General features: G+C 67.2%; 16 protein-coding genes and 1 riboswitch. Of the genes, 1 reads left to right on the top strand and 15 read right to left on the bottom strand.

From position 1 onward, the window contains the following. Positions 1–12: 12 nt before the first annotated feature. The 5 genes from QMK22_RS07940 to QMK22_RS07920 all read right to left on the bottom strand — a co-directional run bounded on the left by QMK22_RS07940 (position 13) and on the right by QMK22_RS07920 (position 3,964). Positions 13–288, bottom strand: a complete 276-nt coding sequence (locus QMK22_RS07940) for a hypothetical protein (RefSeq protein WP_283497071.1) — start codon at positions 286–288, stop codon at positions 13–15. A gap of 106 nt (positions 289–394) precedes the next feature. Then, the gene (locus tag QMK22_RS07935) at positions 395–988 is read right to left on the bottom strand and encodes a nucleoside/nucleotide kinase family protein (protein ID WP_283497070.1); all 594 of its coding nucleotides are present in this window, start codon (positions 986–988) and stop codon (positions 395–397) included. Further along, a complete protein-coding gene (locus tag QMK22_RS07930) occupies positions 981–1,775 on the bottom strand; it encodes an energy-coupling factor transporter transmembrane component T family protein (RefSeq protein WP_283497069.1) in 795 nt (264 codons plus the stop codon). The genes QMK22_RS07935 and QMK22_RS07930 overlap by 8 nt, the downstream gene beginning before the upstream one ends. Next, a complete protein-coding gene (locus QMK22_RS07925; protein ID WP_283497068.1) occupies positions 1,772–3,301 on the bottom strand; it encodes an ABC transporter ATP-binding protein in 1,530 nt (509 codons plus the stop codon). Before QMK22_RS07925 ends, QMK22_RS07930 begins: the two co-directional genes overlap by 4 nt. A gap of 3 nt (positions 3,302–3,304) precedes the next feature. Further along, positions 3,305–3,964 (bottom strand): ECF transporter S component, encoded by a 660-nt coding sequence (locus tag QMK22_RS07920; RefSeq protein WP_283497067.1) that lies wholly within the window; start codon positions 3,962–3,964, stop codon positions 3,305–3,307. Between the two features lie 32 nt (positions 3,965–3,996). Beyond that, a riboswitch (TPP riboswitch) is annotated at positions 3,997–4,106 on the bottom strand. 43 nt (positions 4,107–4,149) lie between these two features. Here QMK22_RS07920 and QMK22_RS07915 point away from each other — a divergent pair. Then, positions 4,150–4,353 (top strand): hypothetical protein, encoded by a 204-nt coding sequence (locus QMK22_RS07915; protein WP_283497066.1) that lies wholly within the window; start codon positions 4,150–4,152, stop codon positions 4,351–4,353. 132 nt (positions 4,354–4,485) lie between these two features. Here the strand turns inward: QMK22_RS07915 and QMK22_RS07910 are convergent, their stop codons facing one another. The 10 genes from QMK22_RS07910 to QMK22_RS07865 all read right to left on the bottom strand — a co-directional run bounded on the left by QMK22_RS07910 (position 4,486) and on the right by QMK22_RS07865 (position 15,706). Continuing rightward, positions 4,486–4,806, bottom strand: coding sequence for a hypothetical protein (locus QMK22_RS07910; protein ID WP_283497065.1), 321 nt, complete (start codon positions 4,804–4,806; stop codon positions 4,486–4,488). An 18-nt stretch (positions 4,807–4,824) separates the two neighbouring features. Beyond that, a complete protein-coding gene (gene dinB / locus QMK22_RS07905) occupies positions 4,825–6,033 on the bottom strand; it encodes a DNA polymerase IV (RefSeq protein ID WP_283497064.1) in 1,209 nt (402 codons plus the stop codon). Positions 6,034–6,161: 128 nt separating this feature from the next. Continuing rightward, positions 6,162–7,268: a VIT1/CCC1 transporter family protein gene (locus QMK22_RS07900; RefSeq protein ID WP_283497063.1), complete on the bottom strand. Its 1,107-nt coding sequence runs from the start codon at positions 7,266–7,268 to the stop codon at positions 6,162–6,164. Further along, a complete protein-coding gene (locus QMK22_RS07895; RefSeq protein WP_283497062.1) occupies positions 7,265–7,537 on the bottom strand; it encodes a hypothetical protein in 273 nt (90 codons plus the stop codon). Before QMK22_RS07895 ends, QMK22_RS07900 begins: the two co-directional genes overlap by 4 nt. A gap of 3 nt (positions 7,538–7,540) precedes the next feature. Then, positions 7,541–9,046, bottom strand: a complete 1,506-nt coding sequence (gene gatB / locus QMK22_RS07890) for an Asp-tRNA(Asn)/Glu-tRNA(Gln) amidotransferase subunit GatB (RefSeq protein ID WP_283497124.1) — start codon at positions 9,044–9,046, stop codon at positions 7,541–7,543. Further along, the gene (gene gatA / locus QMK22_RS07885; protein WP_283497061.1) at positions 9,043–10,590 is read right to left on the bottom strand and encodes an Asp-tRNA(Asn)/Glu-tRNA(Gln) amidotransferase subunit GatA; all 1,548 of its coding nucleotides are present in this window, start codon (positions 10,588–10,590) and stop codon (positions 9,043–9,045) included. Before gatA ends, gatB begins: the two co-directional genes overlap by 4 nt. A 2-nt stretch (positions 10,591–10,592) precedes the next feature. After that, the gene (gene gatC, locus QMK22_RS07880) at positions 10,593–10,889 is read right to left on the bottom strand and encodes an Asp-tRNA(Asn)/Glu-tRNA(Gln) amidotransferase subunit GatC (protein WP_196842707.1); all 297 of its coding nucleotides are present in this window, start codon (positions 10,887–10,889) and stop codon (positions 10,593–10,595) included. A 107-nt stretch (positions 10,890–10,996) separates the two neighbouring features. Continuing rightward, a complete protein-coding gene (gene ligA / locus QMK22_RS07875) occupies positions 10,997–13,261 on the bottom strand; it encodes an NAD-dependent DNA ligase LigA (protein WP_283497060.1) in 2,265 nt (754 codons plus the stop codon). Then, on the bottom strand, positions 13,254–14,438 hold the full coding sequence (gene mnmA, locus QMK22_RS07870) for a tRNA 2-thiouridine(34) synthase MnmA (RefSeq protein WP_283497059.1): 1,185 nt from the start codon (positions 14,436–14,438) through the stop codon (positions 13,254–13,256). Before mnmA ends, ligA begins: the two co-directional genes overlap by 8 nt. A 71-nt stretch (positions 14,439–14,509) precedes the next feature. Continuing rightward, positions 14,510–15,706 carry a cysteine desulfurase family protein gene (locus QMK22_RS07865; protein ID WP_283497058.1) on the bottom strand — a complete coding sequence of 399 codons (1,197 nt, stop codon included), beginning with the start codon at positions 15,704–15,706 and terminating at the stop codon, positions 14,510–14,512. Positions 15,707–15,708: the final 2 nt, after the last annotated feature.

Below are 15,708 nucleotides of genomic sequence, written 5' to 3'. Positions count from 1 at the left end.
TCTGGCGGCTCGTTACAGCGGCTCAACCTCGGTGTCGATCGGGTCGCTCTCACCCTGATCGAAGGCGTAGCGCACACGACGCTGCCCGTTCATGTCACGTTCGTCGACCTCGTCGTACCAGAACACCGATTCCAGACCGCCGACGGCGGCGACCATGCTGATGCGGGGCGCGTGCTTTCCGCGTACGAGCGCCCGGGAATCGAACTGTCCCTCCAGGGGACCGTCAATGAACTCGGCAACATAGGTCTCTTGTGATGAGTCGGCCCGGGTCTGATCTGCACTGGTCATGCGACCTAACCTAGTCCACTCCCCGCGTCTTTTCACGCCCCATGCGGAACACATCGGTTGCGGCATAGTGACGCCCGCGCACCGAGCCGGACCGGCACGCTGGTGGTCAGGTCGGTCTCGGATCCACCCCCAGACGAACGGTCGCCCACCGGCTGGGGGTCTCCCGCACAACATAGGACTCCCACTGCGCCTGCCAGCGGTCCCAATACGGTCGATACAGCTCGCCGTCCCGATCCAGAGCGCGGCGTTTGCGCAACGTGTCATCGGCATCGATCCACACCCGCACATCGCTCACGGCCTCGTGGGCAGACGCCAGCGCACCGCAGCCTTCCAGCACGAGCGGATGCTGCGGGTCGACCCGGTTCCATTCCGCCGGCTCACCGCGCACCCAGTCGAAACGCTGCCACTGCCCGGGCAGGCCGGCCCGGCGCGGTGCCAACAGGCGGGTGTAGACCTGCTCGATGGCAGCATCCAACCCCTGCCAGCCCGGATAGATGTCGTCGAGGCGCACCAGAGTCGGGCGGTGCGTGCCCGGCCAGGCAGCCACGACCGCGTCTGCCAGGGTGCTCTTGCCCGCTCCGCTCGGTCCGTCGATGAGCACCACCGCGTTCGGCTCGGCAGCGGCAACGGCCCGCAGTACGGGGGCCAGCAAGGTCGTGAAGCCCCGTGCGGCTGGCCGCGAAAGACTGGTGTCAGGCAAGAATGAAACTCCAGGTCCCGGCCCACACGGCAACGCCGATGGCGATACCGGCAATCGAGAATCCGATCGCGACGAGCACGACATCGGCCGCACGAACCTGAGAAGGCCGAGCCCAGGTACGCGGTTCGTCGCTGCCAAAACCGCGCGCTTCCATCGCCGTGGCGAGTTTGCTGCCGCGACGCACCGAGATCACGAGCAGGGCGAACGCCGGGCCGAAGAACCGCTGAGCAGCACCGCGCATGCCACCGCCATCACCGACCCCGCGGGCCCGGCGCGCGAGGTTGAGGGAATGCCAGTCTTCAATGAACATGCCCACCAGCCGCAGTCCGGCCAGGCCACCCAGCACGAACCTGCTCGGCAGGCGCAGCACCTGGGCCAGACCGTCGGCGAGGTCGGTGGGATCGGTCGTGGCGAGCAACACGATCCCGGGCAGACCGATCGCGAGCACCCGTAGCCCGATGGCCAAGCCCAGTTGGGCTGAGCCTTCGGTAACCGTGATAAATCCGAAATGCCACAGCAATGCGCCGGAGTCTTCGCCGTACAGAATCGTTGTCACCGATGCCATCGGCGCTGCGATCCAGAGCGGTGCGGTGCGCAGCCAGAACGCTCGCGCGCTCAAACCGCTCCAGGTCAGCAACACGGCCTCGAGCAACAGCGCGACGCCCGCCGACACCCAGTCGATGGAGAGCAGCAGCGCGCAACTCACGATAAGGGCAACGGCAAGCTTGCTCACCGGGTTGAGTCGGGCAACGACGCTCGGGCGGATCGTCGGGGTGAGCAGACTCATTGTGCTCCCGCCGCAAGCCGGATCGGGTCTGGCAGGCCGAGGCGGTATTCCTCGTCAGCCAGGGCAGCAACGAATTGGGCGTCGTGGGTGACCGCAACGAGGGCGGTTCCCTCGTCGAGCAGCTCGGCCAGCAGGGTCACGAGCTCTTGCCAGGTGCGGGAATCCTGTCCGAAGGTCGGCTCATCGAGCACGAGCAGGCCGGGACGGGTTGCGAGCACGGTGGCCACGGACATCCGTCGCTTCTCGCCACCGGACAGGGTGAACGGGTTGGCGTCGGCAAGATGATCGAGCCTCAGCCGGTGCATCAGATCATCGACACGACTGGTCTGCTCAGCGTGGCTGAGTCCGAGCGCGCGCGGACCGATCAGCAGATCATCGCGCACGGTAGCTGCCAGGAACTGGTGTTCCGGGTCTTGAAAAACGGTTCCAATGCGGGTCAGAAGCTGCTTGGAACGCCATCGATGCGGCTGCGGCGAAATGCCCGCCGCGAAGCGCTCGCTCGCTCGCAGGGTCCCGCCAGCGGGGGCGAGCAAACCGGCCAGGGTCAGAGCGAGCGTGGATTTACCGGAGCCGTTTGGTCCGGTCACGACGGTGGCCGTGCCCGCGCGCACGTCAAGGGTGATGGCGTCGGCGACAACGGATGCGGTGCGTCGGCCGAACGGTACGCGACCGACCGCGAGTCCCTCGGCGCGGAGCAACGCCTGCGGGCGACTGATCGGATGCCGGATCGGAAACCGGGGAGGCAGGGCCGGTACCCAGACGCCGGCCTGCGCCAGACGCGCGCCCTGGCTGGACAGAATTTCGCGGGTCGCCCCGTCAGCCAGCACCCCGCCGCTTGGATCGAGCACGATGACACGGTCCACGACGTCCTGCCAGACGTCGACGCGGTGCTCGATGACCACAAAGGTTGCCCCGGAATGGTCGAGAGAACGTACGACGGCGTCACGCACGTCGATGACACCGCCCGGATCGAGGTTCGCAGTCGGTTCGTCGAGCAACAGCAGCCCCGGTTGCATGGCGAGAACGCCAGCCAGGGCCAGTCGCTGTTTCTGGCCCCCGCTCAGGCTCGAGGTTGGATGGTCGAGAGGCAGGCCCAAACCGACCTCGGCCAGGGCTTGCCGCACGCGCGGCCAGATCTCGACCCGCGGAACGGCAAGGTTCTCGCAGCCGAATGCCACGTCGTCGCCGACCCGGGCGAGCACGACCTGCGAATCGGGATCTTGCAGCACCAGACCGACACGCCCTCGCGCCTCGGCTGCGCGTCGCCCGTCAACCAGCAGACTGCCCGTTTCATCGCCGTCTTCGGCGTCGCCGAGCACCCCGGCCAGGGCGTGCACCAGGGTGCTTTTACCGGCACCGCTGGCGCCGAGCAGCAGTACCCGCTCGCCGGGTTCAATCTGCAAGTCCAGACCGGAAACAGCCGGGCTGTGGCGCCCGGCGTGACGCCAGCCCCAGCCTCGCGCACGGATCTGCACGGGACGAATCTGCGGGTCGCGAGCGAGCGGGAACGACGATGTGTCAGGCATCCGTCAGCTGCGCGCGGGGGACGACGCTCGCGAACCTTCCCGCCCGGACGCAAACCGGCCGAGGGCACCGGTGCGGGCCAGCCCGCGCACGGTGAACCATGACAGCAATCCGGCCAGCACGGTGCCCGACACCACAGCGGATACGAAGTAGACGGCCTTGTAACCGAAATCCAGTGCCGCATAGCTGGTGAACGTCGTGTCGAGCAGTCCCACGGCCACGCCGGCTCCGGCGCCCGCGAGCAGCGCCACGCCCAGCCGCCAGTTGGCGTACAGGAACAGTGCGAGCACGATCTCCGCTCCGAGGCCTTCGACAACGCCCCAGATCAGGGTGGAGAACCCCCACTGGGTGCCGATCAGCATCGAAACGACGGCCGCAACAACCTCCGTGTACAGAGCCGCACCGGGCTTACGAATGATGAGGCCGCCGAGCACGCCGGCAAACAACCAGCCGCCGGCCAGAAGGCCTTCCAGCCCGGGTGTGAACGCGAGGATCGCGCTGAGCGGGGACCAGGCCAGACCCCACGCCCAGAAGATGACGCCGCTCGCGACACCGATAACGCTCGCCACGACGATGTCGACGACGCGCCAGCGAAAGTTGCGCGGCTTCTTCGGCGAACCCGCCGCTGGAGTGGACTGGTGGACTGAAGTCGTTGTAGCGTGCACTGTTCGTGCCCTTTCCGTAGGTGAATACAGGGCACGGGATTGAGAAGCCTCCCTGCGCTGGCATGATCCAGATCAGGTTCGACGGTCGAAGCTTGGTCAGCTTCCTCTCAGCCCGGTGTACCGGACTCCCGTGATCGTGTTCAATTGTAGTGCCCCGCCTAGACTGACGGCATGGGAATCACAACATGAGCATCGGTATTTTGCTCGTGTTGGCGGCGCTGTACCTTGTGCTTATGCGCCGGTTCATTCTGCGGCAGCGGCGAATTGCCCAGGGTCTGCCGGTGAGCGGCCCGTGGCACTGGCCGGTCTGGCTGCGCCCCCGAACGCCGCGCTGGCTGCGCCGACGGTTCGCGCGCCGCCCACGCTGGCCGCGCCGCGGCCGCCGCTAACGCCCGGGCCCACCACCCGTAACAGCACGCGCCTGGGCCCACCTTATGCAAGTGGGCCCATGATCTATCGTGGGCCCACTTTCCGGGCCCGGGCCCGGGCACCTGTCCGGACGGACAGGGGGGCGGAGGGGGCTACTTTTTTAGGGCCTTGATGACGCGGGCCAGGGCGCGCCCGGCCACGATCAGGAACGGAACGCCGACGGCGAGCAGCGCAATGACATTGGGCTCGAAGCGGGCGGTGCCACCCGACTTCACGTAGGCACCGATCGGCAGCGTCACGCCGCCGCCTCCGCCGCCGGAGCCGCCTTCCCCGGCGTCACCGCCGCCGAAGCCGTAGTACGCGAGCGCCACCGGCACCAGGGTGACACCATCGATTTGCACCGGGTCACCATAGGCCGATTTCACACCGGCGGAACGAAAAGTATCTGCGAGTTTTTCCGGGAGGCTGGTCATCCCAACAGGTTAGCGCGACTAGGGCTTGAAGAACGAGGCCGGTCGTACTGTTCCCGCCCCGAATCGTTCGGTGACGGAATCCACTGCCAACTCCGCGCCCCGCCAGTCTTCGTCGGGATCCCACAGTCCCACCGATCCCGATGCCGTGCCGAGTTGCTCGGCCCGCACCCCGATCAGGCGCACCCGAATGCCCGAGGCAGCCAGCAGGTCGAACGCGGCGACCGCTTCCTCATAGATGCGGCGACCCACATTGCTGGGTTCGGCGAGGGTGCGCGAGCGCGTGACCGTGCTGAAGTCGGTGTAGCGCAGCTTGAGGGAGACGCGACGGGCCACGAGGTCACTCCGCCGCAGCCGAGCAGCCACGAGGTCGCACTGCCGCAGCAGCTCGCTGTGCAACCGGTCGATATCGGTCACGTCGTGTTCAAAGGTCACCTCGTGGCCGACGCTCTTTTCTTCACGTTCCAGCGTCACCGCACGCGGGTCACGCCCCCACGACAATTCGAACAGTTTCAGACCGGATGCCTCCCCCAGCGTCTTCTGCAACACCGCGAGCGGCGTGTGCGCGATATCGCCGATGAGCTTCAGGCCGAGGCGGGTCAGCACCTGCTCGGTGGCCGCGCCGACACCCCACAGGGCGGTTACCGGTAGCGGATGCAGAAACTCAATCGTCGACTCCGCCGGAACGACGAGCAGACCGTTGGGTTTGGCCAGGCCGGAGGCGAGTTTGGCGACGAATTTGGTCGAGGCCGCGCCAACCGAACAGACCAACCCGGTCGCAGCGAACACTCGCGCGCGAATGAGCTCGCCGATCACGGCCGGGGAACCAAACAGCCCGGTCGCACCGGTCACGTCGAGGAAGGCCTCGTCGATGCCGAGTCGTTCAACGAGCGGCGTGATGTCGTCGAAGATGCTCATGACCGTGGTCGAGAAGTCGCGGTAGAGCCCCATGTGCGGTTCGAGCACGATCGCGTTCGGGCACTGCCGCAGCGCAAGCGCCATCGGCATCGCCGAGTTCACGCCGTAGCGCCGCGCAATGTAGTTGGCCGCCGTCACGACCGAACGTGCACCACGGTGGCCGACGATCACCGGCTGATGCACGTATTCGGGGTGCGAGAGCAGCTCGACCGAGACAAAGAACGCATCGAGGTCGACGTGCAGCATGGTCGCCGAGCTGTCGTCGACGTCGTCCGCCGAGATCTGCCGAAAGGTGCCGTCCTGTTTACCCACCGAAAAACCCTAACCCCATCCTGCCCGTCGCCACTACGTCCGGGGTAAAAGCGAGCGCATAACCTGTTCGCGCAGTGCTGCGGCCAGACCGGACCGGCCGTGGCTGTCGGCACTGTCCAGCCGGCCAGCTAGCCGATGGTGGTGCCGAAAGCCAGTCCGAGCAGGTAGGTGACGGCCGCCGCAGCGAGGCCGATCACGAGCTGCCGCAGGGCGCGCTTCAGCGGCGGGCCGCCGGAGAGCAGGCCGACGACGGCCCCGGTGGCGAGCAGGGCCAGCCCCACGAGGATGGTGGCGACGATGATGGCCGCCGGGCCGCTCATGCCGAATAGGTAGGGCAGTACCGGTAGCAGCGCACCGGAGGCGAAGAAGCAGAAGCTTGACACTGCTGCCCCGGTGCCGGTTCCGATTGCCTCGTGCTCGTCGGGTTCCGAAGCGCCCGTGCTGGCGGCGATCGGTCCGGTGGCCGCATAGGCGGTGGCCAGAACGCCACGGGCATAGGCTTCCGCTTCCTCTTCCGACATTCCGCGGGCCCGATAGACCAGCGTCAGCTCGTTGGCGGCGAGGTCAAGGTGCGAGAGCACGCTCTGGGCCGGAGCCGCTGGAGCGGATGCCTCCAGCAGTTCCCGCTGCGACCGTACGGAAACGTATTCGCCGGCGCCCATCGAGAGTGCCCCCGCAAGCAGGCCGGCGATTCCGGTGAACAGAATCGTCGCGGCCGGCACCCCGGTCGCTCCGATACCGAGCACGAGTGCGAGGTTGCTCACGAGCCCGTCGTTGACGCCGAAGACCGCGGCCCGGAACGTTCCGGACAGACGCTTGCGCCCGCGCGCGGCGAGTCCGCGCACTACCTCTTCGTGCACGGTTTCGTCGGCGGCCATGGCGTTGGTCGCGTCGGCATCCGCGTCGTATGGCGACCGCCCTTCAGCCCGTTGGGCGAGGGCGAGCACGAACACCGATCCGAACCGTCGAGCGAGCAACCCAAGAAACCGGGTACGCAGCGCGCCGCGCCGCGGGGAACCGATATGGCTGCCCAGAAGCCGGCGCCAGTGTTCTTCGTGGCGGCCTTCGGCGTCGGCGAGGGCGAGCAGAATCTGCCGTTCTTCGCCGGCGCGACGATTCGCCAGGTCGCGGTATACCGCGGCCTCCGCTTGCTCGTCGGCCAGGTATTGCCGCCAGCGACGGATGTCGCGGGCCGACGGAGCGCGCTCGGACCGTTCCGGATGGATCGTGTTCACGCCGCCGGTGCCGCTTCCAGAAAACTCTGCGGTATGCGTGCCGAGTCGTGCGGTCCGGAGCCGTCCAGGCCGAAAAACGGCTCCTCGAACCGGACGATCCAGAACCGCTCACGAACCACGGTCGGCGCATACAGTCCGGAGCCTTCCGACTCCCCCGCCGCCACGATCACACCGATCGGGTCGTCGATGAGGGAATCGGGAAAGCGGCTGCGGTCCAGACGCACGATCACCTGCACCCCCACTCCGAACAGGGTCTCGTTGCTCGTCATGCCTTACTCGATCGCCTGGGCACGTTCAAGAACAAGTTCGCGTACGCGCGCGGCATCCGCTTGCCCCCGCATGGCCTTCATGACCGCGCCGATAACCGCGCCGGCGGCCTGCACCTTGCCGTCGCGAATCTTGGCGAGCACGTCGGGCTGGCCGAGCAACGCGGCGTCGATGGCCACGATGAGCGCGCCGTCGTCCGAGACGACGGCCAGGCCGCGGCTCTCCACGACCTCGGCCGGGGTACCCTCGCCGGCGATAACTCCCTCGAGCACCTGCCGGGCCAGACGATCGGTGAGGGTACCGGCCTCGACCAGTTCGATCAGCGCGGCAAGCTGCACCGGAGTGACGAGCGAGTCGGCAGCAACGCCCGCCACGTTGGCGAGCCGGGCGATTTCTCCGGTCCACCACTTGCGCGCGGCTTGAGCGGATGCTCCGGCCGCGACGGTCGCTTCGACCGCGTCGAGCAGGTCGGAGTTGACGACGTCCTGGAATTCGAGGTTCACAAAACCCCACGCCGCCTGCAGGCGCTTGCGGCGGGCCGCGGGGGGCTCGGGCAGGGTCAGTCGCAGCTCTTCGACCCACTCGCGCGACGGTGCCATCGGCAGCAGGTCGGGCTCGGGAAAGTAGCGGTAGTCGTCGGCGTCGCTCTTGGGTCGACCGGCGCTGGTGATACCGGTGTCTTCGTGCCAGTGCCGGGTCTCCTGCGTGATGGTACCGCCGCCGGCCAGCACCGCAGCCTGGCGCTGGATCTCATAACGCACCGCGCGTTCGACCGAACGGAGCGAGTTGACATTTTTGGTTTCGGTGCGAGTGCCGAGCACGTTCGACCCACGCGGGCGCAGGGAAACGTTGGCATCGCAGCGTACATTGCCCTCTTCCATGCGGGCGTTGGAGACGCCGAGCGCCTTGGCGATCTCACGGATGGCCGCGACGTAGGTCTTGCCGATCTCGGGCGCGTCGTGCTCGGCACCCTCGATCATTTGGGTCACGATCTCGACCAGCGGCACGCCGCCGCGGTTGTAATCCACGAGCGAATAGTCGGCGCCCTGGATCCGACCGGTGGAGCCACCCATGTGGGTGAGCTTGCCGGCGTCGTCTTCCATGTGAGCGCGTTCGATCTCGACGGTGACCTGACGGCCGCTTTCGAGTTCGATCGTGATCGATCCGTCGTGGCAGATCGGGTCGTCGTACTGGCTGGTTTGAAAGTTCTTCGCCGTGTCGGGGTAGAAATAGTTCTTGCGGGCGAATCGCGAGTGCTCCGCGATGTCGCAGCCCAAAGCCAATCCCAGACGGATGCTGGATTCAATGGCCTTCTTGTTCACCTGGGGCAGACCGCCGGGCAGGCCGAGGCAGGTGGGGCAGGTGTTCGTGTTGGCGCCCGAACCGAACTCATTGGCACAGCCGCAGAACATTTTGGTTTTGGTGTTGAGTTCGACGTGCACCTCGAAGCCGAGCACCGGCTCGAAGAGTTCGAGTGCTTTGTCGAAGTCCATCAGTTCGGCCTTCATCAGACGGCTCCCTCTTCGCTGGCAAACATTTCGGTCGGTGTCAGGGCTGGTGCCTGGCTGAGCATGGTGTGCCCCCAGCTCGCTTCGAGCAGTTGCTCGATGGCAGCACCGACGGTGTAGAGGCGGGCATCCGCTTTGGCGGGGGCCATGATTTGCAGGCCCACCGGCAGGCCGTCTTCGGGCGCCACACCGATCGGGATACTCATACCGGGTACGCCGGCGAGGTTCGCGGGGATGGTCGTCACGTCGCCCACGTACATAGCCATCGGATCGGCGAGTTTTTCACCGAATTTGAAGGCGGTGGTCGGGGCGCTGGGCGAGACGAGCACGTCGACCTGGTTGAACGCGGCCGCGAAGTCGCGCTGAATGAGCGTGCGCACCTTCTGCGCGCTGCCATAGTACGCGTCGTAGTACCCGGCGCTCAGCGCGTAGGTACCCAGGATGATGCGGCGTTTGACCTCTGGCCCGAAACCGGCCTCGCGGGTGGCGCTCATGACGTGCTCGCTGGTGAGCGAGCCGCTGTCCGGGTTGACCCGGATGCCGAAGCGCACCGAGTCGAAACGGGCCAGGTTGCTCGACGCTTCCGCCGGCAGAATCAGGTAGTACGCCGCAACGGCGTACTCGAAGTTCGGAGCGGAGACCTCGGTGATCTCGGCTCCGGCGGCCACGAGCAGAGCGAGCGTCTCCTCAAAGCGCTGCGTGACGCCGGTCTGGAATCCGTCGCCGGAAAGTTCCTTGATGACGCCGACGCGCACGCCTTTGAGGGCGCCGTCCGCGAGCCCGGCGCGGGCGGCGGCGGCCATCGACGGCCAGCGGTCGGTCAACGACGTGGAGTCCAGCGGATCGTGCCCGCCGATGACATCGTGCAGCAGGGCGGCGTCGTAGACGGTGCGGGACACCGGGCCGACCTGGTCCAGGCTCGAGGCGAGAGCGATGGCGCCGTAGCGGGAGACTCCGCCGTAGGTGGGCTTGACACCGACCGATCCGGTGACGGCGGCCGGCTGCCGAATGGATCCGCCGGTGTCGCTGCCGAGCGCGAGCGGGGCCTCAAAGGCGGCAACGGCGGCGGCCGAGCCGCCGCCGGAGCCGCCGGGAATGCGGTCGCGGTCCCAAGGGTTGCGGGTCACGCCGTAGGCGGAGTGTTCGGTGGAGGACCCCATGGCGAATTCGTCCATGTTGGTCTTGCCGAGCGGCACAAGTCCGGCCGCGCGCAGCCGGGCAACGACGGTCGCGTCGTACGGTGGAACCCAGCCTTCCAGGATTTTCGACCCGGCGGTGGTGGGCATGTCCGAGGTGGCGAGCACGTCTTTGATCGCGATCGGAACACCGGCGAGGGGGTTGAGCGGTTCGCCGGCAGCGCGGCGGGCGTCGATCTGGGCGGCCGTGTGCAGGGCGGCATCGCCGGCAACGTGCAGAAAAGCGTGCAGGTCGGTGTCGACGGCCGTGATGTGATCGAGGTGGGCGCGGGTCGCTTCGACGGCGCTGACCTCTTTGCGTACCAACAGGTCGCTCAGGGCGGCGGCAGAGAGCTTGGTGAGATCGGTCATGGTTACTCCTCGTCCAAAATAGCGGGCACGCGGAATTTGTCACCGGCGCGGTCGGGAGCGCCGGACAGCGCCTGCTCGACGGTCAATGACGGTACGACGACATCCTCACGGAAGACATTGGTCAGCGGCATCGGGTGGCTCGTGGCCGGGGTATCAGCGGTGGCTACCTCAGAGACCTTGGCGATCGAGTCGACGATCTGGCCGAGGTCGTGGGTGAGATTGGTGATCTCGAGGGGGCTGAGGTCGATCCGGGCAAGGTATGCCAAATGGGCAACCTGCTCGGCCGTGATTTCAGACATGAAACTCCAAACGCATTAGGGCAGATAGACCAATTCTATTGGGGCTGCACCGATCTTCCATTTCCTGACGCAGTGCCGGTGCACTCAAACTCCCGGTCGGCAAGCCTTCAGCTGGCCGGCTCGGCCGACGGCACGCTCGGGAGCCCGGCGGGGCCCTCGGTCACCAAAATGCGAAACTCCGCGGCGTCGAGAATGCGGATGCCGAGGGTTTCGGCCTTGCCCAGCTTGGAACCGGCGCCCGGACCGGCGGCAACGAAGTCGGTGTTCTTCGACACGCTTGATGCGCTCTTGCCCCCGGCGGCGATGATGGCTTCCTGCGCGCCGTCCCGAGTGAATCCGTCGAGCGAGCCGGTGGCGACGACCGTCAGCCCGGCCAGCACTCCCCCGGCGGCCTCGGCCGCGCCCGGCCCCGGATGCCCCGGCGTGGCAAACTGCACTCCGGCCTCCGCCCATTGGGTGACGATGGCCAGGTGCCAGTCCACCGAAAACCAGTCGAGCACCGCGTCGGCGATGATACCGCCGACGCCGTCGACCTCGGCCAGTTCTTCGCGGGTGGCGGCACGAATGGCGTCGAGTGAGCCGAAGTGGTTCGCCAGCGCCCGTGCGGCAACCGGGCCCACATGACGGATGTTCAGGCTCACCAGAATGCGCCACAGCGGCTTGGTCTTGGCCTTGTCGATCTCGGCGAGCAGTTTGAGCGCGCTCGCGGAAGGCTGGGGGCCTTCCAGCCCGCGCTTCTTCTCGGCGGCGGTGGGATTGCGCTGGAACGGCATCCGCTGGCGAACCGCGCCGTCGTCGTCTTCCTTCGGCAAACCGGTTTCGGCGTCGCGCACGATGACCTGGATCGGCAGCAGGTCGGCCAGTTTCAGGTCGAACAGGCCGGCCTCGGTCGGCAGTGGAGGGTCGACCGGAATGGTCGGCTGGGTCAGCGCCGAGGCCGCGACCTCACCGAGCACCTCGATGTCGAGGCCGCCACGGCTGCCGATATGTTCGACCCGCCCACGCACCTGGGCGGGGCAGCTGCGTGCGTTCGGGCAGCGCAGGTCGATGTCGCCTTCCTTGGCGGGGGCGAGCGGGGTGCCGCATTCCGGGCAGTTCACGGGCATGACGAATTCACGTTCGGTGCCATCGCGCAGCTCAACGACCGGGCCGAGCACCTCGGGAATGACGTCGCCGGCCTTGCGCAGCACGATCGTGTCGCCGATCAGCACGCCCTTCGCCTTGACCACGTCCTGGTTGTGCAGCGTGGCCTGGCGCACCTCGCTGCCGGCCACGAGCACCTTCTGCATGACCGCGAACGGGGTGGCGCGGCCGGTCCGCCCGACACTCACGACGATGTCGAGCAGTTTGGTGTTCACCTGCTCCGGCGGGTATTTATAGGCGATCGCCCAGCGCGGTGCCCGGTTGGTGGCGCCGAGTTCGGCGTGCAGGGCCAGTTCGTCGATCTTGATCACGATGCCGTCGAGTTCGTGCACGACGCTGCCGCGGTGTGCACCGTAGTACTCGATGAACTCCGCCGCTTCGGCGACCGAAGTGACTACCCGAAAATAGCTGCTGGTCGGCAGGCCCCAGCTCTGCAGCAGCCCGTACACCTCAGACTGGGTCGTGACCGGCGGGTTCTCCCAGGCACCGATACCGTGCACGAGCATGCGCAGCCGGCCCAGCCGGGCCTTCATCAGGCGCAGCTGGGCGGGATTCTTACCGGCGGCCTTCTGACGCAGCGACCCGGCTGCCGCATTGCGGGCGTTGGCGAACACCCGTTCCCCGGCGGCGGACTGTGCCGCGTTCAGTTCGTCAAAGGCGGCGACGGGAAAGAACACCTCACCACGCACCTCCATGAGCGGCGGATGCCCGGTACCGGCCAGCCGGGACGGGATGCCGGGGACCAGGTCGATGTTCTCGGTGACGTCCTCGCCGACCACCCCGTCGCCGCGGGTGGCCGCTGAGACCAGCACCCCGTTGGCGTACCGCAGGTTGATGGCGAGGCCGTCGATCTTGAGCTCACACAGGTAGTGCACGGCGCGGCCCGAATTCTCCGCGGCTTTGTGCGCCCAGGCCTCAAATTCCTCGATGGAAAAGACGTTGTCGAGGCTGAGCATGCGTTCGGCGTGGGTGACCGGGTCGAACAGGGTGGTTTCGGCGCGGCCGCCGACCGTCTGGGTCGGGCTGTCCTGGCTTTGCAGCTCGGGGTACAGCCTCTCGAGTTCGCTGAGACGCTGCACAAGCAGGTCGTACTCGGCATCCGAGATGACGACGGTGTCCCGCTCGTAGTAGGCGTCCCGCGCGGCCAATATGCGGGTGGTGATGTCGGCGGCCTCCGCGGCGGCGGCGCGGAGCGCGTCGGGGGTGGTGTCGGCGACGGATTCAGGCATTGACCGTGGCGGGGCTGGCCGACGCGGAGGAGACCGGGGATGGGGCATCGGTCGAGGTCACGGGAACCGCACTGACGGTGCGGTCGATGGTGCACTGGCCCAGTACCCTGGTGCCGACGTAGATGACGGCGGTCTGCCCGGGCGCGACACCGACAAGCGGCTCGTTCGGAATGATTCTGAGCTCAATACTGTCGTCGGTCTCGCTGGTCGAGACCACCTGCGCCACGGCGGGAACGGGGTCGGCGTGGGCGCGAATCTGCACGTGACAGGCGAATTCCACCTCGGGATGCTCCGGGGCGAGCCCGGCCCAGGTGAAGAAGTTGCCGGCGATTTCCTTGAGTGCGAGGGCCTCTTTCGGACCAACGACGACGGTGTTGGTGATCGGCCGCACCTCGAGCACGAAGCGCGGCTTGCCGTCGGCGGCGGGAGTGCCAATCGACAGGCCCTTGCGCTGCCCGACGGTGAACGCAACGGCGCCGTCGTGTTGGCCGAGGGTGTTGCCCTCTCGGTCGAGAATGTCGCCGGTGACCGGGGCGACACGCTCGCCGAGCCAGCCTTTGGTATCGCCGTCGGGGATGAAGCAGATGTCGTACGAGTCGGGTTTGTTCGCCACCGAGAAACCGCGCTCGGCCGCTTCAGCCCGAACCTCCGCTTTGGTCGGTGTGGCACCGAGCGGAAACATGGAGTGGTTGATCTGATCGGCGGTGAGCACGCCGAGCACGTAGGACTGGTCTTTGGCCCAGGCGGCCGCACGGTGCAGCTCCTTGTTACCGTCAGCATCCGTGAGAATGCTCGCGTAGTGACCGGTACATACGGCGTCGAAGCCGAGTGCCATCGCCTTTTCGAGCAGTGCGGCGAACTTGATCTTCTCGTTGCAGCGCATGCACGGGTTCGGGGTGCGGCCGGCGGCGTATTCGGCGATGAAGTCGTCGACGACGTCGAGCTTGAACCGTTCCGAGAAGTCCCAGACGTAATAGGGAATGCCCATGATGTTGGCGGCGCGCTGAGCATCCATCGAATCTTCGACGGTGCAGCAGCCGCGACTGCCGGTGCGGAGCGTGCCCGGCATACGGCTCAGCGCCAAATGCACGCCGACCACCTCGTGCCCCGCTTCGACCGCACGTGCGGCTGCCACGGCGGAATCAACACCGCCACTCATTGCTGCTAAAACCTTCACCCAACGAGTGTACGCGGAGTGCCTGATCCAGCCAATGTCGGGTCGAGGGCCGGGTCAGTGCCCGGCCAACGTCAGTGCCCGGGCACCCGGTCGGCCATGCCCGCGGCGAGCGCCTGGGCGTGTGCGGCCGGCAAAGCCGCGAGCAGCGCGTCCACGTCGGCGTCGGTGGAGGTGTGGCCGAGGGTGATGCGCAGGGCACCGCGGGATTCGAGCTCGTTGCGCCCCATAGCGCGCAACACGTGCGAGGGCTCGGGCACCCCGGCCTGGCAGGCTGACCCGGTCGACACCGAGACCCCGGCGGCATCGAGCAGAAACAATAGCGAGTCGCCCTCGCAGCCGGCAAAGCTGAAGTGGGCGTTGCCGGGAAGCCGCCTGGCTGGGTCTCCATTGAGCACCGCGGTCGGAGCGACCAGGGCCACACCGGCGATCACGCGATCGCGCAGGGCACGCAGGCGCGCGGTTTCGCCGCCACCCGCCGGTGCGGTCAGCTGCGCCGTGACAGCGGATGCCGCCACCGCGAACGAGACCGCCGCGGCGACATCCTGGGTTCCGCTGCGCACCTTGCGTTGTTGGCCGCCGCCGTGGATGAGGGGCTCGACGGTTGTCGCCCGGCCGAGCACGAGCGCGCCGATACCGACGGGACCGCCGACCTTGTGCGCGGAAACGCTCAACGCCGACACGCCGGCGGCGGCGAGGGTGCGAAAGTCGACCGGAATGTACCCGTACGCCGCGACGGCGTCGACGTGCACCGGAATGCCGTGGGCGGCGGCGAGCGCCGCGATCTCGGCGACGGGTTCAATGGTTCCGACCTCGTTGTTGGCCATGATCACGCTGACGAGCGCAACATCGAGAGGGTCCCGGATGATGGCGGCTTCGAGGGCTGCGAGATCGATGCGCCCCCCCTCATCCAGCGGAATCCACTCGATCACGGCGCCATCGTGCTGCGCCAGCCACTCAACCGTGTCGAGGGTGGCGTGATGTTCGCCGCCGGGCACCAGAATGCGCCGGCGCGGGGCGCGGGCCCAATACAATCCCTTAATTCCGAGGTTGATCGCCTCGGTTCCGCTGCCGGTGAAAACAACCTCGATCGGGTCGCAGGCGAGGCTCTGGCTCACGATTTCACGTGACTCTTCGAGCATCCGCTTGGCATTTTGGCCCTGGCTGTGCACCGATGCGGGGTTACCGACGACACCCATAGCCTCGGCGTAGGCGGAGATAGCGGCGGGAAGCATGGGCGTGGTCGCCGCATGGTCCAAATAGACAACCATTC

Source organism: Cryobacterium sp. PH29-G1, from assembly GCF_030063365.1.
In the GTDB taxonomy this organism is placed as follows: Bacteria; Actinomycetota; Actinomycetes; order Actinomycetales; family Microbacteriaceae; genus Cryobacterium.
The sequence above is the reverse complement of the archived record's forward strand: the minus strand, read 5'-3'. Positions and strand labels throughout refer to the sequence as shown.